The sequence below is a fragment of the Pantoea sp. BJ2 genome (assembly GCF_040255075.1).
Taxonomy (GTDB): Bacteria; Pseudomonadota; Gammaproteobacteria; order Enterobacterales; family Enterobacteriaceae; genus Pantoea; species Pantoea leporis.
In genome coordinates, this window is the sequence record NZ_CP158292.1 from 521,056 (window position 1) to 544,097 (window position 23,042).

18 protein-coding genes are annotated in these 23,042 nt (G+C 54.5%); 8 read left to right on the forward strand and 10 right to left on the reverse strand.

What is annotated here, in order from left to right:
- Nucleotides 1–36 precede the first annotated feature (36 nt).
- Nucleotides 37–561: a lipocalin family protein gene (locus AAF463_RS02275; protein ID WP_101762294.1), complete on the reverse strand. Its 525-nt coding sequence runs from the start codon at nt 559–561 to the stop codon at nt 37–39.
- A gap of 136 nt (nt 562–697) precedes the next feature.
- On the opposite strand from AAF463_RS02275, the gene epmA reads away from it, so the two are divergent.
- Nucleotides 698–1,675 (forward strand): elongation factor P--(R)-beta-lysine ligase, encoded by a 978-nt coding sequence (gene epmA / locus AAF463_RS02280; RefSeq protein ID WP_101762293.1) that lies wholly within the window; start codon nt 698–700, stop codon nt 1,673–1,675.
- A gap of 23 nt (nt 1,676–1,698) precedes the next feature.
- Here epmA and degS read toward each other — a convergent pair whose 3' ends face one another.
- The 3 genes from degS to zapG all read right to left on the reverse strand — a co-directional run bounded on the left by degS (nt 1,699) and on the right by zapG (nt 4,744).
- Nucleotides 1,699–2,778: an outer membrane-stress sensor serine endopeptidase DegS gene (gene degS, locus AAF463_RS02285; RefSeq protein ID WP_061718288.1), complete on the reverse strand. Its 1,080-nt coding sequence runs from the start codon at nt 2,776–2,778 to the stop codon at nt 1,699–1,701.
- 86 nt (nt 2,779–2,864) lie between these two features.
- Nucleotides 2,865–4,235, reverse strand: a complete 1,371-nt coding sequence (degQ, locus tag AAF463_RS02290) for a serine endoprotease DegQ (RefSeq protein WP_101762291.1) — start codon at nt 4,233–4,235, stop codon at nt 2,865–2,867.
- A 104-nt stretch (nt 4,236–4,339) separates the two neighbouring features.
- A complete protein-coding gene (zapG, locus tag AAF463_RS02295; RefSeq protein ID WP_064737767.1) occupies nt 4,340–4,744 on the reverse strand; it encodes a Z-ring associated protein ZapG in 405 nt (134 codons plus the stop codon).
- A gap of 190 nt (nt 4,745–4,934) precedes the next feature.
- Between zapG and zapE the strand changes: the two genes are divergently transcribed.
- The 5 genes from zapE (at nt 4,935) to sspB (ending at nt 8,600) form a co-directional block, all read left to right on the forward strand.
- Entirely contained in the window at nt 4,935–6,062 is a 1,128-nt protein-coding gene (zapE, locus tag AAF463_RS02300; RefSeq protein ID WP_350261463.1) for a cell division protein ZapE, read from the forward strand.
- 238 nt (nt 6,063–6,300) lie between these two features.
- On the forward strand, nt 6,301–6,729 hold the full coding sequence (gene rplM, locus AAF463_RS02305; protein WP_007886599.1) for a 50S ribosomal protein L13: 429 nt from the start codon (nt 6,301–6,303) through the stop codon (nt 6,727–6,729).
- 15 nt (nt 6,730–6,744) lie between these two features.
- Complete coding sequence (gene rpsI / locus AAF463_RS02310) at nt 6,745–7,137, forward strand: 30S ribosomal protein S9 (RefSeq protein WP_007886600.1); 393 nt, start codon at nt 6,745–6,747, stop codon at nt 7,135–7,137.
- A 329-nt stretch (nt 7,138–7,466) separates the two neighbouring features.
- On the forward strand, nt 7,467–8,108 hold the full coding sequence (gene sspA, locus AAF463_RS02315) for a stringent starvation protein SspA (protein ID WP_008104394.1): 642 nt from the start codon (nt 7,467–7,469) through the stop codon (nt 8,106–8,108).
- Nucleotides 8,109–8,111: 3 nt separating this feature from the next.
- On the forward strand, nt 8,112–8,600 hold the full coding sequence (gene sspB / locus AAF463_RS02320) for a ClpXP protease specificity-enhancing factor (RefSeq protein ID WP_064737765.1): 489 nt from the start codon (nt 8,112–8,114) through the stop codon (nt 8,598–8,600).
- Between the two features lie 52 nt (nt 8,601–8,652).
- Here the strand turns inward: sspB and AAF463_RS02325 are convergent, their stop codons facing one another.
- Complete coding sequence (locus tag AAF463_RS02325; RefSeq protein WP_137385040.1) at nt 8,653–10,407, reverse strand: sulfite reductase subunit alpha; 1,755 nt, start codon at nt 10,405–10,407, stop codon at nt 8,653–8,655.
- Between the two features lie 129 nt (nt 10,408–10,536).
- The gene (locus AAF463_RS02330; RefSeq protein ID WP_350261464.1) at nt 10,537–16,068 is read right to left on the reverse strand and encodes a glutamate synthase-related protein; all 5,532 of its coding nucleotides are present in this window, start codon (nt 16,066–16,068) and stop codon (nt 10,537–10,539) included.
- 902 nt (nt 16,069–16,970) lie between these two features.
- On the opposite strand from AAF463_RS02330, the gene arcB reads away from it, so the two are divergent.
- Together arcB and mtgA are read left to right on the forward strand one after the other, a co-directional pair.
- Nucleotides 16,971–19,325, forward strand: coding sequence for an aerobic respiration two-component sensor histidine kinase ArcB (gene arcB / locus AAF463_RS02335; RefSeq protein ID WP_350261465.1), 2,355 nt, complete (start codon nt 16,971–16,973; stop codon nt 19,323–19,325).
- A gap of 876 nt (nt 19,326–20,201) precedes the next feature.
- Nucleotides 20,202–20,924, forward strand: coding sequence for a monofunctional biosynthetic peptidoglycan transglycosylase (gene mtgA, locus AAF463_RS02340; RefSeq protein WP_110868084.1), 723 nt, complete (start codon nt 20,202–20,204; stop codon nt 20,922–20,924).
- 5 nt (nt 20,925–20,929) lie between these two features.
- Here the strand turns inward: mtgA and npr are convergent, their stop codons facing one another.
- From npr to hpf, 4 genes are all read right to left on the reverse strand, one after another.
- A complete protein-coding gene (gene npr / locus AAF463_RS02345; RefSeq protein ID WP_008104379.1) occupies nt 20,930–21,202 on the reverse strand; it encodes a PTS phosphocarrier protein NPr in 273 nt (90 codons plus the stop codon).
- Nucleotides 21,199–22,053 (reverse strand): RNase adapter RapZ, encoded by an 855-nt coding sequence (gene rapZ, locus AAF463_RS02350; protein ID WP_101762285.1) that lies wholly within the window; start codon nt 22,051–22,053, stop codon nt 21,199–21,201. Before rapZ ends, npr begins: the two co-directional genes overlap by 4 nt.
- Before the next feature lie 52 nt (nt 22,054–22,105).
- The gene (ptsN, locus tag AAF463_RS02355) at nt 22,106–22,588 is read right to left on the reverse strand and encodes a PTS IIA-like nitrogen regulatory protein PtsN (RefSeq protein ID WP_176970221.1); all 483 of its coding nucleotides are present in this window, start codon (nt 22,586–22,588) and stop codon (nt 22,106–22,108) included.
- A 160-nt stretch (nt 22,589–22,748) separates the two neighbouring features.
- Nucleotides 22,749–23,036, reverse strand: coding sequence for a ribosome hibernation promoting factor (gene hpf, locus AAF463_RS02360; RefSeq protein WP_101762283.1), 288 nt, complete (start codon nt 23,034–23,036; stop codon nt 22,749–22,751).
- Nucleotides 23,037–23,042 lie beyond the last annotated feature (6 nt).

The window sequence follows — 23,042 nt, forward strand, 5'->3', positions numbered from 1 at the left end:
AGTCCGGTGCGAAAGCGACTTTCGCACCGGTCCTCTCTATTTCTGCTCCACCCAAATCAGCTCATCCACCGGGAATCCGGCACTTCTGGCCTGTTCAACCAGGCGTTGCTTAACATTTTCATCCAGCTGCGGCGTACGTGACAGAATCCACAAGTAGCTACGATTCGGCCCGCACACCAGCGCATAGCGATAGTCAGGATCCAATGCGATCACGTTGTAGCCGCCATAGAACGGGCCAAAGAACGACACCTTCAGCGCGGCGCGCTGTTTATCGCCGGTGAAGTAGGCTTTGCCAACGCTCTCTTGCCAGCGCTGTTTCTGCTGATTGTAGCCGCGATTGATCACCTTCAAACCGCCGTCCTCGCGCGGACTATAATTAGCGGTAACCTGTTGTAATCCGCGCTCAAAGCGGTGATCGAGGCGGGCGATTTCATACCATTGGCCGAGATAGCGCTGACTGTCGAAACCTTCTACTACCGTAACACCTTTAGGTGGCGCGGTTGAGCAGGCAACGGAGAGAAAAGCGCTCAGGCTGGCAAGCAGGGTTTTCCATGGGGACATTGTGGGATTCCTTTACGATTTTAATGGGTTAAGTATAGCTTCCCGCTAGCAAATTGCTGCCTGCGCCCGCTGCCGTTGTTTGCCATCGGCATTGCGGGTAGACTTCCACCCCTTATCTGTATGAGGAGTCATCAACATGAGCGAAACGGCAAGCTGGCAGCCGAGCGCACCCATTGCCAATTTGTTGAAACGCGCCGCTATCATGGCGGAAATACGTCGTTTCTTTGCCGATCGCGGCGTGCTGGAGGTCGATACCCCGGCGATGAGCCAGGCGACCATCACTGACATCCATCTGGTGCCGTTCCAGACGCGTTTTGTTGGGCCAGGCGCAGCCGAAGGGCGCGATCTGTGGCTGATGACCAGTCCGGAATATCACATGAAGCGCCTGCTGGCGGCCGGAAGTGGTCCGATTTACCAGATGGGGCGCAGCTTCCGTAATGAGGAGGCCGGGCGTCACCACAATCCCGAGTTCACCATGCTGGAGTGGTATCGTCCGCACTACGACATGTACCGCCTCATGAACGAGGTGGACGATTTGATGCAGCAGGTGCTGGAGTGCGACAGCGCGGAATCCCTGTCGTATCAGCAGGCGTTTATCCGCCATCTGGAAGTCGATCCGTTATCGGCTGATAAAGCGCAGCTACGCGAAGTGGCGGAGAAGCTGGGCGAGGGCGAGTTGGCCAATCGTGAAGAAGACCGCGATACGCTGCTGCAGCTGCTGTTTATGCTGGGCGTTGAGCCGAAGATTGGTAACGATAAGCCGTGCTTCGTCTACCATTTCCCTGCGACGCAGGCCGCATTGGCGGAGATCAGTACGGAAGATCACCGCGTCGCCGAGCGCTTTGAGGTCTATTACAAAGGGATTGAGCTGGCGAACGGTTTCCGTGAATTAACCGATAGCCGCGAGCAGCGTCAGCGCTTTGAGCAGGACAATCGTCGTCGTGCTGCGCGTGGCCTGCCGCAACATCCTATCGATACCTATCTGCTGGATGCGCTGGCGCACGGTATGCCTGCCTGTTCTGGCGTGGCGTTGGGCGTGGATCGTTTGATCATGCTGGCGCTGAAAGCCAGCTCGCTAAGCGAAGTGATCGCCTTCCCGGTCGATCGCAGCTAAATCATCAGGGCGCGCAAGCGCCCTTATGGCGTGGTGGTGGCGGGCGCGGTCACTTCCGGGAATTCCTGAATCGTCACCGGCAAGGTCATTTTCTTTTCATTACGCAAGATCTGCACGTCAATCACCGAGCCCGGCCGAATTTCTGCCACCTGATCCATGGTTTCCTGCGCCGAGAGCGCCGGTTTACCATTCACTTCCAGCAGCACGTCATTGGCCTGAATGCCGGCGCTATCGGCGGGGCCGCCAGGCGTGACGTCGCTAACGATAATGCCCTGCACGCGATCAAGATTACTGCCCTGGCCGTGCAGCGGCGGCAGTTCGCGCCCGGTGATGCCGATGTAGCCGCGAATCACCCGACCATCACGAATCAGCTTATCCATGATTTTGCTCGCCAGCGCGGTGGGAATGGCGAAACCAATTCCTTCCGGCGTTTCGCCATCGCTGCTTTTATCAAACGTCAGGGTGTTAATGCCCATCAGTTCACCAAGCGAGTTAATCAATGCGCCGCCCGAGTTACCCTGATTGATCGAGGCATCGGTCTGCAGGAAGTTTTGTCGTCCGGATGAGCTCAGACCCACGCGTCCGGTGGCGCTGATAATGCCTTGCGTCACGGTTTGGCCGAGGTTGTATGGGTTGCCGATCGCCATGACGACGTCGCCGATGTGCGCGATACGTTTGGCGTTGATGGGGATAACCGGCAAGTTGGAGGCGCTGATTTTCAGCACCGCTAAATCGGTCATGGCATCGGAACCCACTAAGGTGGCTTCGAAGAAGCGTCCATCCTGCAGCGCGACGATGATTTGGTCGGCGTTATTAATCACGTGTTTGTTAGTGAGGATGTAGCCTTTGCCGTTCATGATCACGCCGGAACCCAGCGTGGTGATTCCGCGATTATTGTTGCCGTGGGCGCTGCGGTTATAGACGTTAACGACCGCGGGCACGGCACGTCGCACACCCTGATTAAAACTAACGGGTGCTTCATCGTCGCTGTTGTCATGATCAAAGGTGACGTTGCTGCCCATACGCAGCGCAGGGATCGCGACGAGCAGTAAGCCAGCCACGATCAGGCCCATCACCACAGAACGCAAAAGTTTAAGAAACATGGTGTTATTTCAAGCCAGGTGAGATCGCAGGGCAGAATAGCATGAGAAAGGCGGACAAACACCTGCTTGTCCGCCTGTTGCGAGGATTATCGCAGAAGCAGGTAAATCGTCTCTTCGCCGCGCACCACGTTCAGTGCCAGCACCGGCGGTTTGCCTTCCAGCACTTTGCGCATTTCGGCAATAGAAGCGACGCGATTGCGGTTTACGCCGATGATCACATCATCTTTCTGCAAACCGACTTGCTCCGCTGGCGTGCCTTTTTCAATGGCATCGACTTTCACGCCTTTATCACCGGTTTTGGTCGCGCCGTCGCTCAGCGTTGCGCCTTGCAGTGCAGGCGACATCAGCTGCGCGCTGGCGGTGGTTTGCGCGCTCTGTTCCAGCGTGACGGTGACGTTGACCGGTTTGCCTTCACGTAGCAGGCCGATTTTCACATCCTGGCCCGGCGGCGTGGTGCCGACTTTCACACGCAGCTCAGCAAAGCTGGTGATTGGCTTATCATTGATGGAGGTGATGATATCGCCAGCTTTGATGCCCGCTTTTTCGGCGGCTGACTTCGGCAGCACTTCCGAAACAAAGGCGCCGCGCTGCGCATCAACGTTAAACGCTTTGGCGATATCGGCGGTCATTTCCGTACCTTTGATACCAAGCTGACCGCGCTTCACTTCGCCGAACTGAATCAGCTGCTGCGCCAGGTTCATCGCCATATTGGCGGGAATGGCGAAGCCAATGCCGATGTTGCCGCCGCTTGACGCCAGAATCGCGGTGTTGATACCAATCAACTCACCATTCAGGTTCACCAGCGCACCGCCGGAGTTACCGCGGTTAATCGCGGCATCGGTCTGAATGAAGTTTTCCAGTCCTTCCAGATTCAGGCCGCTACGACCGAGCGCAGAGATGATGCCCGACGTGGCGGTTTGACCCAGACCAAACGGATTACCGATGGCCACGGCAAAATCACCCACTTTCAGCGAATCAGAGTCGGCGATTTTCACCTGTGTCAGGTTTTTCGCGCCTTCAACCTGGATCAATGCGATGTCGGTTTGTTCATCGTGACCAATTAACTTAGCGTCATATTCGTTGCCGTCACCCAGCTGCACGCTGATTTTATCGGCGTTGCTGACCACATGGTTATTGGTGAGGATATAGCCTTTAGCGGCATCAATGATCACGCCAGAACCCAGACCTTCAAAAGGCTGCGGCTGCGATTGTCCCGGTGCCTGACCAAAAAAGCGCTTCAGTGGTTCAGGAATATCCTGCGCCTGCTGACCGCTGTCGGTACCTTCAACACGCACGCTCACTACTGCGGGCAGAACTTTTTCCAGCATCGGTGCCAGGCTTGGCAATGCTTGTCCCTGAATCTGGGCGGGAAGAGTTGCCAGCGCACTCGGCGCCGCAGCCAAACTCATCCCGATACCTAAGGCTAATGCGCTTAACAGACGTGCTTGTTTTTTCATTGCTACAACGCTCTCGCTGCGAAAGGGATAAAAGAAGTGTGACAGTAGTTTGTGGTTTGTGTTCGAAAACAAAAAGGGCACAGCTAAGCTGTGCCCCAAACGGATTAATTACGCGGAGCGCGGTCGCTGCCACGTAACAGGCCGGATGCGCCTTCAGAGTAATCACGCGGCATCTGCACCGGCGCCTGATCGTTATCCGCTTCGGCTTCCGTTAACTGGTAGGCAAACGGATTTTTCTCGCCGGGCAGATTTGGCAGCAGGTCGTTAGACCCTTTCGCCATGTGCTGATACAGCTGGCGATAATCATGCGCCATATTGTCCAGCAGCTCGGCGCTGCGGGCGAAGTGGTTGGTGAGCTCCTCGCGGTAATCCGCCAGCTCAGCCTTCGATTTTTCCAGTTCATACTGCATGCTACGCTGCTCACGCAGCTTCTTGTTGCCAAAACGCATGACGACTGCGCCGACAATAATGCCAATCACTAAACCAATCAGCCCGTATTCCCAGGTCATAATGACTCCCGTGTAATTTCCGTTGTTTCGTAGGGCATTGCTTCTGTTGCAACATCAACTTCAATAGCAGCCACTATACCCAATAATCTATTGGAAGTGGAACTATCGGGCTGCATCGCTTAGTGTAGAGCGGCCTAATTTTCGTCAACCGACCCGTGAATCGGACTTTTTCAGGGATTCTGAGAGAACCATGCAAACCTCATCTCCGCTTGCACGCTACGAGCAGGCGCTGTCGCAGGGCGAATTTCGCCCGGATGACGTACAACGAGAAGCGATTACCCGCTTAGATACCATCCAGCAAGGATTGATTGCCCGCCAGCAACAGGTTGAACCGGCTGCCAAAGGTCTGTTGGGCCGCTTGTCTAAGATAATGAATAAAGAGAAAAGCACCCGCGAAGCGCCAGTGCGCGGACTGTATATGTGGGGCGGTGTGGGACGCGGTAAAACCTGGGTGATGGATCTGTTTTTTCAGTCAATTCCTGGTGATCGTAAGCTGCGCCTGCATTTCCACCGCTTTATGCTGCGTGTCCATCAGGAACTGACGCAGCTGCAAGGCCACAGCGATCCGCTGCTAATTGTCGCCGATCGCTTTAAAGCGGAAACCGACATTCTCTGTTTCGATGAGTTTTTTGTCTCGGATATCACCGACGCCATGCTGCTGGGCACGCTGATGGAAGCGCTGTTTGCGCGCGGCATCTCGCTGGTAGCCACCTCGAACATTCCGCCGGATGAGCTCTATCGCAACGGCCTGCAGCGCCCGCGTTTCCTGCCTGCCATCGAACAAATCAAGCGTCATTGTGAAGTGATGAATGTGGACGCGGGTATCGATTACCGCTTGCGCACCCTAACGTCGGCGCATTTGTGGAACTTCCCGCTCAACGAGGCCACTCACAGCGAAATGGAGCGCATGTTCCGCGCGCTGTCCGGCAAAGCGCGTGAAGACGCGCCGGTGCTGGAAATCAACCATCGCCAGATGCCCACGCTGGGCGTGCATGAAGGCGTGCTGGCGATCAATTTCCTGACGCTGTGCGGCGAAGGGCGCAGTCAACACGACTATATTGAGCTCTCGCGCCGTTTTCACAGCGTCTTGATGTATGATGTGCCGGTGATGATTTATAAGACCGAAGATCAGGCGCGCCGCTTCCTTGCGTTGGTCGATGAGTTCTACGAACGCCACGTGAAACTGGTTGTCGCGGCTGAAACATCACTGTTTGAAATTTATCAGGGCACACGCTTGAAGTTTGAGTATCAGCGCTGCTTGTCGCGTTTGCAGGAGATGCAGAGCGAAGAGTATTTGCGTCTGCCGCATCTGCCCTGATGACGTGGCATAAATCGTAGGTTTTAGATGCAAAAAGGTTCGATCTTTGAGTTCGACTTCTCTATAATCTTGCGACCCCACGTTACAGCATCGGTTTTCTTTCCCAAGAACACGATGTGATCCGGTAACTCACTTGAAGGGGTGGCTTGCTGGGCAAAATGGTCGTGTGAGCCTCAATCGTTTACTTAGCGTTTGGGATTTCACCAACGTGTAACTTTTTATTTGGGTAAGCTTTTCAATGAAAACTTTTACAGCTAAACCAGAAACCGTACAGCGTGACTGGTATGTTGTTGACGCAACGGGCAAAACCTTGGGTCGCCTGGCGACTGAACTGGCGCGCCGTCTGCGTGGTAAGCACAAAGCGGAATACACTCCGCACGTTGATACCGGTGATTACATCATCGTTCTGAACGCAGAAAAAGTTGCTGTAACCGGCAACAAGCGTACTGACAAGATTTACTATCACCACACTGGCCACATCGGTGGTATCAAGCAAGCGACCTTTGCAGAGATGATCGAGCGCCGTCCTGAGCGTGTGATTGAAATCGCGGTTAAAGGCATGCTGCCGAAAGGCCCACTGGGTCGTGCTATGTACCGTAAACTGAAAGTTTACGCAGGCAACGAGCACAACCACGCGGCGCAGCAACCGCAAGTTCTTGACATTTAATCGGGATTATAGGCAATGGCTGAAACTCAAAACTACGGCACTGGTCGCCGCAAAAGCTCTGCCGCTCGCGTCTTCATCAAGCCGGGTAGCGGTAACATCGTAATTAACCAGCGCTCTTTGGAGCAGTACTTCGGTCGCGAGACTGCACGCATGGTCGTGCGTCAGCCGCTGGAGCTGGTTGATATGGTTGGTAAATTTGACCTGTACATCACCGTTAAAGGTGGTGGTATTTCTGGTCAGGCTGGTGCGATCCGTCACGGTATCACACGCGCTCTGATGGAGTACGACGAGTCTCTGCGTTCTGAACTACGTAAAGCGGGCTTCGTTACCCGTGATGCGCGTGAAGTTGAACGTAAGAAAGTCGGCCTGCGTAAAGCACGTCGTCGTCCGCAGTTCTCCAAGCGTTAATTGTTTGCTGCTCCGGCAGCGGCAGTTGGCTCAAAAAACCCGCTTCGGCGGGTTTTTTATTGCCTGCATTAATGATTTTTTCCCACGAAAAACGCGAGCTTTACCCGCATTTTGCCCGCAAATCATCACGCCCGCCCCACAAGCTGCTTAAAATCTGGTAAACTCACTGTCACTTTGCGCCTGCAAGACGCAGCGTTATGCATGTCGTCCCTGTCCGGAAGACCGGTCGATGCTCCTGACGCTGACGGTAGGCGAATCTGATGAGCCGGTGAGTCGCCGCGTGGTTGGCTATTCGCAGTATCTTTTTGTGAACAAACTTGGAGGTTTTCATGGCTGTCGCTGCCAACAAACGTTCGGTAATGACGCTGTTTTCTGGTCCGACTGACATTTTCAGCCATCAGGTACGTATTGTACTGGCTGAGAAGGGCGTCAGCGTGGAGATCGAGCAGGTTGAAACGGATAACCTGCCGCAGGATCTGATTGACCTCAACCCGTATCGCACCGTACCGACGCTGGTCGACCGTGAACTGACGCTGTATGAATCACGCATCATCATGGAATACCTCGATGAGCGTTTCCCGCATCCACCGCTGATGCCGGTTTACCCGGTAGCGCGCGGTGAAAGCCGTCTGATGATGCACCGCATTGAGCAGGATTGGTACAGCCTGATGCGCACCATCGAAACCGCCAACGGTGCCGAAGCCGATGCAGCGCGCAAGCAACTGCGCGAAGAGCTGCTGGCGATTGCACCACTGTTCGCACGCACACCGTTCTTCATGAGCGAAGAGTTCAGCCTGGTGGATTGCTATCTGGCGCCGCTGCTGTGGCGTCTGCCGCAGATGGGCGTTGACCTGTCTGGCGCCGGTTCTAAAGAGCTGAAAGGCTATATGACGCGCGTGTTTGAACGTGACTCTTTCCTTGCGTCACTGACGGAAGCAGAACGTGAAATGCGCCTGCAAGCTCGGGGCTAATGTATGGAAATGTCGCAACTAACGGCGCGTCGTCCTTACCTGTTGCGGGCGTTCTACGACTGGTTGCTGGATAACCAGTTGACGCCGCATTTGGTGGTCGACATCAATCTGCCAGGTGTGCAGGTGCCGCTGGAATATGCGCGTGATGGACAGATCGTTCTGAACATCGCGCCGCGTGCGGTAGGCAATCTTGACCTCGCCAATGATGAAGTGCGTTTCAACGCGCGTTTCGGTGGCGTACCGCGTCAGGTTTCTGTGCCGATGGCTGCAGTTCTGGCGATTTATGCCCGAGAAAACGGCGCTGGCACCATGTTCGAGCCGGAACCGGCTTATGAGCTGGCGACGGACGAGCAGGAAGGTAGCGGTCAGGAAGAGACAATGATGTCTGTGATTGATGGCGATCGTCCGGATGATGCGACTGATGACGATCACTCGCCAGATGATGAGCCGCCGCCGCGTGGCGGACGACCTTCACTGCGTGTGGTGAAGTAAAACGTGCAATAAAAAACGGGCCGATTGGCCCGTTTTTTTATGCCTGCGCGTCTTAGTAGACGTCGCGCAGGTAGCGTTTATCTTTCTTCAGCTGATCAACGTAAGCCGCCGCGCGCTCGCTGGACAAACCACCGAACTGACGAACCACTTCATACAGCGCCGCATCAACGTCTTTTGCCATGCGAGATGCGTCGCCACACACGTAGAAGTAAGCGCCATCCTGCAGCCAGGCGTAAAGCTCAGCGCCTTTCTCCAGCATGCGGTTCTGCACGTAGATCTTCTCTTCCTGATCGCGCGAGAAGGCCAGATCAAGATTAGTCAGCAGACCTTTCTCCTGCCATGCCTGCAACTCTTCCTCGTAGATATAATCATGTGCCTGATGCTGGTCACCGAAGAACAGCCAGTTTTTACCTTCTGCGCCCGTTGCCTGACGTTCCTGCAGGAAGGCGCGGAACGGTGCGATACCGGTGCCTGGCCCAACCATGATCAGCGGCGCATTGCCGTTTGACGGTACACGGAACGCTTTATTTGGTGAGATGAAGATCGCCGGCTTTTCGCCGCGACGTACACGTTCAGCCAGATAAGTTGAGCACACGCCTTTACGCTCGCGGCCGCCACTGTGATAGCGCACGGAAGCAATGGTCAGATGTACCTGATTTGGATGGGCTTTCGAGCTCGACGAGATGGAGTAAGCGCGATGCTGTAACGGACGCAGCATGGCAACGAATTCCGGCACCGACAGGCTGCGCGTCAGCTCGAGCTGCAGCAGATCCAGCGTGTCTTTGCCCCACAGCCACACGGCAAGGGTATCTTTATCGTCGTGCTGCAGGACGTGACGCAGTTCCTGGTTAGTGGTGTGCTGGCCAACCCACTCAATCAGTTTGCGTGATGGCTCGGAAATTTCGAACTGATAAGTCAGCAGATCGCCGAGGTTGCGATCAAAGCTGGGAACTGGCGTTTCGTAATCTGCTTTCAGCTGAGTCAGCAGCAGTGAAACCAGTGCTGCGTCGTTCACCGGGATCACACCCAGCGCATCGCCCGCTTCATATTTCAAACCGCTGTCGGTGAGATCAAACTCGAAGTGACGAATATCTTTCGCCGACTCTTCTGCCGAAAGACGCTTGTTAGTCACCAACGCAGCCGCATAGGGGTTTTGCTTATTGCTGCCCGGAATGACGGGCGCTTCTGGCGCGCTTTCTAATGCTGTACCGCTGCTGCCTGCACTGGCGGCGAATTGCGGCATCGCCGTACCAATCCACGCGCTGGATGGCTCTTCGAAGTCGATATCGCAGTCGATACGATCGGCGACGCGTTTTGCACCGAGCTGCTCAAGACGCATATCGATGAATTTACCTGCCTGGCAGAAACCGTCGTAGCCGGTGTCGCCAATCGCCAATACCGCAAAGTGCATCTGCTCCAGACGCGGCGCGGTGCTGGCTGAAATCGCGTTCCAGAACAGCTGGGCGTTGTCCGGCATTTCGCCTTCGCCGTAAGTTGAGGTGACGATCAGCACGTGACGCATGGTGGCGAACACATCCAGATCCACTTCGCCCAGCGCTTGAACCACCGGCACCAAACCTTTGGCGCGTGCGGCTTTAGCGGCCGTTTGCGACAGCGCTTCAGCGTTGCCGGTCTGTGAACCGAACAGGATGTGCAACTGCGTATTGGTGCTGGCACCTGCAGCCGGTGCGCTCTGCTTGTCTTCTAATACCAGCAGGCGCGAATGGAGGCCGGCGAGGAAGCCCGCCAGCCAGTATTTCTGCTCACCGTTAAACGGTGCATCTTCAGGAATGTAAGGAATTTTCATCGGTAAGGCTCAATCCTGTTCAAAATTTTATCCCTGTCATACTTCAGGTTGCAGATGCGTTTGCCGCCTTTCTGCACCTTGAAGTAGTGAGGGAAAGGTCAAAATTACACTTGTTCATTGGCGCTGTAATCAGGAAAGTTTCCCGACCGCCGCAGCGATTTCTGGCAGTGCAGCACGCGCAAACAGCTCTTCAAAATCAGGTAGATGACCAAGCACTTCACGGTTGCAGGCATCCTGATAGATGATCCAGCCGTAAGTCGCCAGGCTGTCCATCGAGCGAATGTTGCGCTGCGTTAATGCCGCTTTGTAATCTGACATTCGTTTCGCGGCGATCAGGCTTGCCAGCTCGTCATCGCTGTAACTCTCAATCGCCGAGCGTGCATGACGTTGCAGCTTGCTGATGAGCGTGAAATCTTCGGTCATCAGCAGATTACGTACCGCTTTTTCTACTGCTGGATCTTCCACCGCCGTGCCTTTCGGCAGCTTGCCCAGCGCCAGCTGCTGCGCGAGGCTGAGAACGGTGTAATTGTTCAGCAGAACAAACATCTCCAGCGTATCGGTCGCGCCATAAGCCGGAACTGCGCCGTTGGCAATGGTTTTACCGTCACGCCACGCTGATTTGAACTTCGCAACCTGATGCGCAGCCAGCGAGGTTGACAGCTCTTCAAGCAGGTCTTTACGTGATTTGGCTTTCAGGATCTCGGTGCCATCCTGATACAGCAGCAGTGAACGCGGCATCACATAAACAAAGTGGTGGCACTCGGTTTCCCAGTTATCCAGCAGCCAGGCCGCGCGTGGCGATTGGGTTGCTTCCAGATGCCAGTTCAGCATGGTCAGCACCGCTTGTTTGTGCACCTGCGCCATTTCATCTTCATCAGCGATAGAACCAAACAGCACCGAATCACCTGCTGCGTGGGCTGCCAGCGATCCATACGGATCGTACTGGTAAGCGAAACCGCCGCTCATGCCGTTGCCAAAGCCTTTACCAAAGGTGCCAAGGTTGAGGATGGCGCCGTTGGTCATGTATTCGCAGCAGAAGTCACCAACGCCTTCCACTACCGCGGTTGCGCCGGAGTTACGCACGGCGAAGCGGTCACCCGCCTGGCCCTGAACGAACAGACGGCCGCCGGTGGCGCCAAACAGCGCGAAGTTACCGATCAACACGTTGCCATCGCTATCCAGTGCGCCGCCGCCTGGTGACATCACCACCAACTCGCCGCCGCACTGGCCTTTGCCGACACCGTCGTTACAGGTGCCGTAATGCTTCATCTGCATGCCGTCGTTGCAGAACGCGCCGAACGACTGGCCAGCAGAGCCGCTGGTGTTAATCAGCACGGTGGCTGGCGCCAGATAGTGACGACCGCGATCGTCTTTCAGCACCGCTGGCAATGCAGCCAGCTGCTCTTTCGAGAGTTCATGGTTCAGCATGCGTTCGATATCGATCGCCAGCTGACCACCGACGCTTTTGTTACGGTTGTTCAGCGTGATGCCCGCGCCCAGCGCGATTTCACGGCTTGCCGCGCCAACCAGCTGCGTTTTCAGCTCGCTGACCCAGCCATCATCCAGCTCAAAGTCTTTTTCCAGATACACCGGCTTGGCAATTTTCTGCTCTGGCACCACGGTCAACATCGCACGCAGATCCAGTTTGCCGACTTCCAGCGGGTGATCCATCAAGTGCAGCAGATCCGAACGGCCACGCGCTTCACGCAGAGACCGCAGACCGAGGCGGGCGAGGAACTCACGCACTTCCTGCGCCACGTTGATGAAGTACTGCGCCAGCTGACGCGGATCACCATCAAAGGCTTCGGCGTTAGTGGTTAAACCGGCCGGGCATTTGACGTTACAGTTTTTCGCCATCACGCATTTCAGCATCATCAGCGCGGTGGTGCCGAACTCGAAGCTATCGCCGCCGAGCAGGGCAGATTTGATCACATCGCTGCCGGTTTGCTGCGCGCCGGAGCAGCGCAGCTGCACTTTGTCGCGCAGGCCGTTGGCACACAGCGCCTGATGCACTTCAGCGATGCCGATTTCCGCGACGCGGCCGGTATATTTCAGGCTGGTAACGGACGCTGCGCCGGTGCCGCCGGTGTTACCCGCGACGTTAATGACATCCGCGCCGGCTTTCGCCACGCCGACGGCGATGGTGCCGATACCTTCAGAGGAAACCAGTTTGACGATGACGCGCACGCGCGCGGCTTTACAGTCGTGGATCAGCTGCGCCAAATCCTCGATAGAGTAAGTGTCGTGGTGCGGCGGCGGTGAAACCAGCTCAACGCCCGGCGTACCGCCACGCGCTGCGGCAATCTCAACGGTCACTTTTGGTGCCGGCAGCTGGCCGCCTTCACCGGGCTTCGCGCCCTGACCGATTTTGATCTCCAGCTCTTCCAGCATTGGGTCAGCAAGATAAGCCGCCCACACGCCGAAACGCCCGGATGCCAACTGCTTGATACGTGACGCGCGGATGGTGCCGTGACGTGAATAGTGCTCGCCACCTTCACCACAGTTACTCATGCCGCCAACCATGTTAGTACCATGCGCGACAGCTTCGTGCGCCGGCGCAACCAACGCACCGTGGCTCATCGCACCGGAAGCAAAGGTACGGGTGATTTCGTGGGCTGGCTGAATCTCTTCCAGCGGCAGCGATGGCAGCGCGGTGAAGATCAGCGACAGATAATCGGCCGCTTTGCCGTAAGCGGTGATGTGCAGCACGCCATCCGCCACGTTGCTGCTTTCGATATCGTCGGTGAAACGGGTTTTCAGCGCCCGCGCCAGCGCTTCCAGACGCTCGCTTTCCGGTTTCAGCCCAGCAATTGCATCGATCAGACGCAGCTCGAACTGGTTCAGGCTGCCGTTCACTGCTTCACATTTCAGGCCACGCGTAGCGAAACCGTTGTTCACCAGCGAGTAGCGGCCCAGTTTACGGCCGAATTCGGCTTCGCTGTCTACGTGGGTCAAATCGCACGGCAGCGCGAGGATGTCACGTAGCGCCGCAGGACGGCGTTTACGCTCGGCATGCATCAGGCTGGAGAACTGACGGTAATCTGGCGTGATGGCAAAGCTGTCGATCACCTCATTTGGGATACGCTCGAAGCTGCTGTCTTTAAAGGCTTCCGCTTTGATGTTGAACGCATTATCCAGTTTGGCCAGCGTCATCAAACGAATAAAGTTGTCCTCTTCGCGCTCTTTGTTGGCAAAGCGAATCGGTTGTTCCGTCATATCAATGAAGGTACGCACCGCGATGGTGCCGTATGAGTGGCCCGCGCCTTCAGCACGCTCTTTGAACAGGCCGAGCAACGGCACTTCCGCTTCGCCCTGAATTTTTAATGCGCTTTGGTGCCAATCTACCGCCATTTGGGCGATCGCCGGGAAGCCCGCGCCGCCGACCGGCGTTTTGATATTCGGGAAATACTTTTTCAATACCGGATCGTCGGTATTCAGGAAGTTCGGCTCGAAGAACTCGCCACAGCTGTAGCTCTCAACGGTACACAGGCCGACTTTACCCATGGTTTTCATCAGCGCTTTTTCGGCTGCTTTGGCATAGCGTTTAAAGGCTTTGTTGCCTTCTTCGCCTTCACCGAACTTCTCTTCCGCACGCATCTGCACGCCGAGTGGGTAAACGGCAGAAGCACCGAAGCCCAGCGTCGCCGCGATATGGTGTGAAGAGATGCTTTGACCACTTTCAACCACCAGCGAAACATCCAGACGCAGACCTTCCTGCACCAGACGTTGGTTGATCGCCGACACCATCAGCAGCATCGGGATCGCTGCGTGAGTTGAAGAGATATGACGATCGGTGATCACCGCGATGCCGCCTTGCTGGCGTGCGAAATCGACTACCTGCTGGGCTAAGTCATCAATGGCTTTTTCCAGCGCGTTGGCGTTGGCCGCACGGCTGACGATATCTTTGCCGACCACCGGCTCATACAGCATCTCGAAACGCGCATAAGGAGCGACGGTTTGCTCGCGCAGGCGCAGCATGTCGAGGTGCGTCAGGATTGGCGTCGGAACAATGATTTGCTGACCTTTGCTGCGGCCGAGATGCGGCTTCGCACCCAGCGCCACACGCAGCGTCATGCCGTCCGCTTCACGAATCGAGTCGAGCGGCGGGTTGGTAACCTGGGCAAATCGTTGTGAGAAGTAGTGCGCCATGCCACCTTCGTGGTCAGAAAGGCCGTTGATGGCGTTGCCGTAACCCATTGCTGAGATCTTCTCAGCGCCGGTTTGCAGCATCGGATCCATCATGAATTTGAAGCTTTCCTGGTTGTAGTAGTAGGCGACAAAACGTTGATAGGTTTTGAGGTCACCACGATAACGCAGCGGCGAGCCGAGCTGCTCTGCCTGAATTTCTGGCAGGTCGGCGAGATCGATACGCGCTTTGCTCAGGAGTGACAGATAATCTTTTTCAGCGGCCAGTTTTTCCAGCGCTTCAACCGTGGTGTAAGAGCGTTTCTCTTTGTGATCGTAATAGAGCATGCCGCCCGCTTCGATACGGCCACGACGCAGCACGCTTTCCGGTGGGAAGGCGATCTGGCCCGCTTCAGACATCGCTCCGATGTACTCCGCGGTTTCAACGGAACGCAGCGGACGCAGACCGAGGCGGTCAAGTCGCGCGCCGATCACTTCACCGTTACCGAAGATAAGCGCAGCTGGGCCATCGTTCTTCTCTTCATATAAAGAGAAGTACTCGAGCATGGCGCGCACTTCGTTCGAGAGCGAGGTATCGTTCTCCCACGCTGGCGGCATCATCGAAACTACGGCGTTGATCAGATCGAGGTTATCTTCCATCAAACGGCTATGGATGCTCTGGTCGAGACGCGAACTGTCGGACTGACCTTTTGGACGCACGATTTTTTTACCGCGCGCCAGCATCAGTGCCGCTTCGGCAATGCGGTTTTTACGATCGGTGTTCAGCTCGCCGTTGTGCGCCATTAAGCGGAATGGCTGCGCCATGGTGGTATGCGGATCGGTGTTGGTCGAGAAACGGGTGTGGAAGAACAGCCCGCGCACCTGATGATCGGCATCGGTCAAATCTTTGAAGTAAGGAATCACTTCGTTGGAGTTCAGACGCGCTTTAAATACCTGCGTGCGCGAAGAGAGCGACAGCGGATAGAGGCCGCCGAATTCGCTTTCGGTAAAGGCGCGCGCTTCGATATCCAGCAGCGCGCGATAAATCTGGCGCTCGAATTCGAGTTGTTCAGTCACTTCCTGCGGCGCGGCAAAAATCCACTGCACAATCGGCAGCTGGAATTGCAGGGCGGCCGGGCGCGTCACGCTGCCGTCCAGCGGCATATCGCGTTTCACTAATACCGGGAAGTTATGCGCCGCCAGCGTTTCTTCAACCAGACGCTCAGCATTTGCACGCAGCTCTGCGTCTTTTGGTACAAAGAAGTTACCGACGCCAAAACGGCCGGCTTCCAGCGCCAGACCGGTGACCTTGCGGAAGAAGTTCAGGGAGAGATCGACGTTCACACCCGCGCCATCGCCCACGCCTTCGGCAGACATGCCGCCTCGGTGCGGAACCGTGCACAGCGCGCTATGGGCCATCCGCAGAATCTCATGAGTCTGCTCGCCGTCCTTACGGGTAATGAAACCTACACCACAGCTGTCACTGCCAGCTGATGGGTCATACAAACCATAGGGATTCGGTTTTTGCGTGGACATTGAGAGTCTCCTTAAACTTCTTTTGACATTACCTGCATTATTTCGTGTACCGCAGCGTGACAATGTAAGCCAGCGCGGCGGTATCAATTCTTGTGCCGCTCAGTAAAGAGCAGGCGTCGCAGCACCGAGCAAGGGCTCTCAAGACACTGTTGTCACGTCCTTAATGAGCTGCTCTTTTTATTCCGGTCTCTTTCGGGAGATAGCTTGCATCCAGAGGGAGGCTTCTTGCTGCATAGATATGCCGAGACACAGGCCCACCAGGAAAGCTTCCAGTGGAATTCCAACTTATCGGGAAAGCGAACTCAGGTCAAATAGCCAGCTTTGATGCGGGTAATAGGCTTTCTTGTCACTTAATTAAATGATTAATAAGAATTTATTGCGTAAATTTATGTCAATATCCCGCTGCGCATTCCCCCAGGAAGTGTGAGCCGTCTCACTGTGACCCAGCCCTCTAATATCCAAACAATGCTGGCAGAAAGGGTTATAACAGCATTTAATGCTGTTAGGGGCAGTTGATACACAGCATGTATCTGTTTTTCTTATGGCGTCATATTTGAATCAAAATGGCGCTGCCATTAGTAAAATTAATCACGCAAAGCATGCGTAGAAAGTCATTTAAATTGAATGGGTATGCAATAAAGAGGTGCAACCATCAGGATGAATGGCTGCCAGGGTGCTGATTAGCACCGGATGTTGAGGAAAGGTTCGCAAAAGCGCGGCCCTCCAGATTATTCAGTTGGCAGAATTAGTCAAGCGCTTTGCGCATATAGAAGGGAACGTCGGCGAAATCACGCTGCGATGCACCATTACAGGGCATAACCTGCGCGATATGGCCGGGTGAAGCGGGGCAGCGCAGCGATAATTACGCTATCATGAGCCAGATTTCGTTCAGGGAGCTCGTAATGAAACAGATTCGTCTTTTAGCGCAGTACTACGTTGATTTGATGGTCAAACTCGGCCTGGTACGCTTTTCGCTGCTGTTAGCCTCAGCGCTGGTGGTGCTGGCGATGGTGGTACAGATGGCCGTCACCATGGTATTGCGTGGGCATGTGGAGAGCATCGACGTCGTCCGCTCCATCTTCTTCGGTCTGTTGATTACGCCCTGGGCCGTCTATTTCCTCTCAGTGGTGGTCGATCAGCTGGAAGAGTCGCGCCAGCGCCTGTCGAAACTGGTAGATAAGCTGGAAGAGATGCGTACGCGCGATCTCGAGCTGAACCAGCAGATGAAAGAGACCATCACCCAGCTTAATCAGGAAATTAACGACCGTATCAAAGCCGAGCAGGCGCGCGAGCAGGTGATGGATAAGCTGCGCGAAGAGATGGCACGACGCGAGCAGGCGCAAATCGAGCTGGAACAGCAATCCTCCTTCCTGCGCTCCTTCCTTGATGCGTCACCGGATTTGGTGTTCTACCGCAACATTGATAAGCAGTTCTCCGGCTGTAATCGCGCCATGGAACTGCTAACCGGCATGAGCGAAAAGCAGCTGATTGGCCTGACACCACGCGATATCTACGATGACGAAGCCGCGACCAAAGTGCTGGAAACCGATGAGAAGGTGTTCCGCCACAATGTGTCGCTAACCTACGAACAGTGGCTGCAATATCCCGACGGGCGCAAAGCCTGTTTCGAAATCCGTAAAGTGCCCTATTACGACCGTGTCGGAAAACGCAGTGGCCTGATGGGCTTTGGCCGCGACATTACCGAGCGTAAGCGCTATCAGGACGCGCTGGAGAACGCCAGCCGTGAGAAGACTACCTTTATTTCGACTATCAGCCATGAGCTGCGTACGCCGCTGAATGGCATCGTCGGACTGAGCCGCATCCTGCTGGATACCGATCTCAATCAGGAGCAGCTGAAGTACCTCAAAACCATCCACGTGTCGGCCATCACGCTGGGCAACATCTTCAATGATGTAATTGAAGTGGACAAAATCGAACGCCGCAAAGTGCAGCTGGATAATCAGCCGCTGGATTTCACCGGTTTCCTCGCCGATCTGGAAAACCTCTCCGGTCTGCTGGCGCAGCCAAAAGGGCTGAAATTTGTCATGGCGCCGGAGCTGCCGCTGCCCCATAAAATTTCGGCGGATGGCACGCGTCTGCGTCAAATTCTGTGGAACCTGATCGGCAATGCCGTGAAATTTACTCAGCAGGGCGAGATTGTGGTGCGCGTTGCCTATCGTCAGGATGAAACGCTGCACTTTGAAGTACAGGATTCTGGCATGGGCATTCCGCGGGAAGAGCAGGATAAGATCTTCGCCATGTATTACCAGGTGAAAGATCAGCACGGCGGCAAGCCGGCAACGGGCACCGGCATCGGTTTAGCGGTCTCGCGTCGTTTAGCCCAGGCGATGGGCGGCGATATCAGCGTGAGTAGCGTCGCGGGGCAGGGTTCCTGCTTCACCGTGGAGATCAACGCGCCACGCGTCGCTGAGGAAGTGGAAGACGACAATCTGGATGACAGTATGCCGTTGCCGGCGCTGCACGTATTACTGGTGGAAGATATTGAACTCAACGTGATTGTTGCGCGTTCGGTACTGGAGAAGCTGGGTTGCAGCGTCGAAGTCGCGATGACCGGTACGGACGCGCTGGCGATGTTTGATCCGCAGGAGTTCGATCTGGTGCTGCTCGATATTCAGCTTCCGGATATGACGGGCCTCGACGTGTCACGTGCCATCCATCAGCGTTACGCAGATGTGGCGCTGCCGCCGCTGGTGGCATTGACCGCCAATGTGCTGAAAGACAAAAAAGAGTATCTCGATGCCGGCATGGATGATGTGTTGAGCAAACCGCTTGCTGTGCCAGCGCTTACGGCGGTGATCAAGAAGTTCTGGGATTATCAGCCGGAGCTGGAAGAGATCGCCACCGAATCATCAGACGCGCAGTCGCGCACGCTGCTAGATGTGGCGATGCTGGAGCAATACATTGAACTGGTTGGCCCTGGATTGATTACCCAAAGCCTGACCATGTTTGAGCAGATGATGCCGGGCTATCTCGAGGTGCTGGATTCCAACATGATGGCGCGCGATCAAAAAGGCATTGCTGAAGAAGGGCATAAGATCAAAGGTGCGGCAGGTTCGGTTGGCTTACTGCATATACAGCAGTTGGCGAAGCAGATTCAGTCGCCGGAATTGCCAGCGTGGTGGGACAACGTGCAAGAGTGGGTCGATGAGTTAAAACAAGAGTGGCTGAAAGACGTGAACGTGTTACGTGAATGGGTAGCGGAGCGGGAAAAATTACAGGACGTTAGAAAAAAATGACCCCAGTCGAAACTGGGGTGCGCGAATACTGCGCCAACACCAGGGAAATGGGCACTGCTGCTATTATTAGAAATCGAATAAGAAAGCAGCAGTTCGGTATTGGTTAACGCTTCCAAATCACCTTAACAAATTCGCCAATGCTTGCGACAAGATTCATTAAATTGTGTGATGTTGAGCAGCGATTAAATACAGAAAACATTAATTTGCTGACACAGTCAAGCAAGGAATTAATTTCTTTGCCATATTGCACCTTTTTTGACCAATTGTTCTGCTTTTTGCCTGGTTTTGCTTCAGTCGTTTGCAGGAAAAGCCCAACACGAGCATGGAAAATGTGATTCTGACAAAAAATTGAAGTTAAGTTAGATTAACATGCTGATATTGATGAATAAAGTAAGGTTTTCTGACGGCTTATCCAAAACGTTTTGGAAACCTTAAACGGAAAGTTCCAGTTTATAGTTTATTGAATGATGTAAACCAATTGTGCGGTAAATCGCTTTACCATCATTGAGGCCCAATGCAGGCAGGATCATACAGATTTGGTCGCATTTTTCAGATTGGTCTCTGTAATCAATGAACAAGTTCGAACATCATAAAAAATTATAGTTAAGCTTCATGAAAGCTTTTGCGTGAGCGATATCACATTCAGTTAAGTGTTCATGCACGCAGCGCCTGGTGCATTTAACATCATGGAACCGATTCCTTTTTGGCGGAAGTGCTTGATGTGATTGGCTCTAATAGAGGAACGTTGATTGCGCAGGCAACAATTTCACTGACGTTTTTGCCAATCAGAGGATAAAATTTAGTGGTTAATCGTTGGTGTTAGCTATTGTGACTTGGGTGATTGATTAATACAGGGAACAGGTAAGAGAAAATTGCATGAGCAAGAGTAAAGGGACGCTGGGAAAACGTATTAAAGTACTGATTGCTAAAGTGCTGCTGGCCTGGCTCGGCATCTGGTTAGCGGGCATTCTGCTGTTTGCTTTTTTACCGGTACCGTTCTCGGCGGTAATGGTGGAGCGGCAAATCGGTGCCTGGTTTACAGGGCGTTTTGATTATGTGGCGCACTCGGATTGGGTCGGCATGGATGAGATCTCGCCGTGGATGGCTTTAGCGGTTATCGCTTCTGAAGATCAAAAGTTTCCCGAGCATTGGGGCTTTGATGTTGATGCCATTCAATCAGTGCTGGATAACGATGGCAATGAACGCATGCGCGGAGCTTCAACCTTGTCTCAGCAGACGGCGAAAAACCTGTTTCTATGGGATGGCCGCAGCTGGGTACGTAAAGGGCTGGAAGCGGGACTCACGGTGGGAATCGAAACCGTGTGGACCAAGCGGCGCATCCTGACGGTTTATCTCAATATTGCAGAATTTGGCGATGGCGTATTTGGCGTGGAAGAGGCCTCACAGCGCTATTTCCATAAACCCGCCAGCCGCCTGACGATGTCTGAAGCCGCGTTACTGGCGGCGGTTCTACCCAATCCGATCCGCTTCCGTGCCGATGCGCCTTCAGGCTACACGCGACAGCGCCAGCAGTGGATTATGCGGCAGATGCGCCAGTTAGGCGGCGAGGGTTTCCTGAATCGCTACAAGCTGCATTGAAAGGCTTAATCTTCGTCAAAGCCCGCTTCAAACAGTTCGATGACCGCTGCCAGCGCCTGCTCTTCCTGCGGGCCGCTGGCTTCGATTTCAATATGACCGCCTTTCGCTGAGTCGAGCATCAGCAACGCAATCACGCTGCTGGCTTCAGCTTCGGTGCCCGATTCGTTACGCAGCAACACTTCAGCATCAAAACTCTGCACCAGCTCGAACAGCTTCATCGCTGGGCGCGCGTGCATGCCCAGCTTGTTACGAATTTCAACGGTTTGCTTCACGGTCATGATTTGCGTTTTTCCAGAGTGCGATGACGAGACTGCACGTTTTTACCGCGTGAACGGAAATAATCCGCCAGTTGTTCCGCGATATACACCGAACGATGCTTACCGCCGGTACAGCCAATGGCGACGGTGAGATAGCTACGGTTATTGGTTTCCAGCATCGGCAGCCACAGTTCCAGATAGCTGCGCGTTTGATAGATAAAATTGTGCACTTCGGTGTGACGATCGAGGAAGGCGGCCACTGGACGATCCAGACCGGTCATCGGACGCAGCTTAGGATCCCAGTGCGGGTTTGGCAGGAAGCGCACATCGAAAACATAATCGGCGTCGATCGGAATGCCGTGTTTGAAGCCGAATGACTCAAACACCATGGTCAGTTCACGCTCACGCTTGCCTAAAAGGCGGGTACGCAGCATCTCCGCCAGCTCATGAACCGACATCTCAGAGGTATCGATAATCAGATCGGCGCGTGAGCGCAGTGGCTCCAGCAGATCGTTCTCTTCATCGATAGCACTCTCCAGCGACAAGTTTTTGCTGGAGAGCGGATGCAGGCGACGCGTATCGCTGTAGCGGCGAATCAACGTGTTGCGATCGGTATCAAGAAACAGCAGCTGCGGCGAAAAGGCATCGGGCAGATTGTTGAGCGCCGCTTCAAAGACTTCCGGTGATTCCGGCATGTTACGCACGTCAATGCTGACCGCCGCAGAGATATTGCGTTCGGTTAAGGTATTCGCCAGCTCCGGTAGCAAGACCACCGGCAAGTTGTCGACACAGTAAAAGCCCATATCTTCGAGGGCACGCAGCGCGACTGATTTTCCTGAGCCTGACCGACCGCTAACGATCATCAGCACCATCACATTTCTCCCGTTTTAAACCGGCGAATACGCCGGTAAAAGTGTTTCTCGCTTAAGAGTGTGCTTCCTGAGCTTCTGTGATAATGGCGTAGAGCTCTTGGTCGCTCTGTGCCGCGCGCAAACGACGACAGACGGTTTTATCTGCGAGGCGTTTGGCAACCAGCGAAAGCGTGTGTAAGTGGGTTTTACACTGGTCCGCGGGTACCAGCAGGGCAAACAGCAGGTCAACCGGCTGATTATCTACCGCATCAAAAGCGATAGGCTGATCGAGGCTAATAAACACGCCGACAGCGCGTAAGGTGTCCTCTTCCAGCTTGCCATGTGGAATGGCGATGCCGTTACCAATACCGGTACTGCCCATGCGTTCGCGGGTCAGGATGGCTTCGAAAAGCGTCTGGTGCGGCAGATTGAGCTGCTTCGCTGCCAGCTCGCTGATAATCTCCAGCGCGCGTTTTTTACTCTGGCAGTGTACGCCGCTACGGGTACAGTCCAGTGATAGGACCGAGCTCAATTCCAGTGTTAGATCGTTGTTCATCATCGTTTCACTTGCGAGTTCACATAGCCGCGAGTTTCAGGCAATTGATTTCATTACCGTTCACCCGCTGGCGCTTGCGCAGATGACAAAACGGGGCGGTAAGTTCCGCCCCATTTATGCTCTAAGTGCCGAATCAGTCAGCACTCTGCAAGCGTGAAGGTTAGTGTTTTTTCAGTTTGTCTTTGTGTTTGGTCAGCTGACGGGAAAGTTTATCGATTAACCCGTCGATGGCCGCGTACATGTCTTCCGCTTCCGATGTGGCGTGCAGCTCTCCGCCGTTAACGTGCAGTGTTGCATCCGCAACCTGCGTCACCTTCTCTACCTTCAGAACAATATAAACCTGATTGATACGATCAAAATAGTGTTCCAGTTTGGCAAATTTGGTATTTACAAATTCACGCAGAGGTTCGGTAATTTCAACATTAAGTCCGGTAAGGTTTAGCTGCATAGGTCT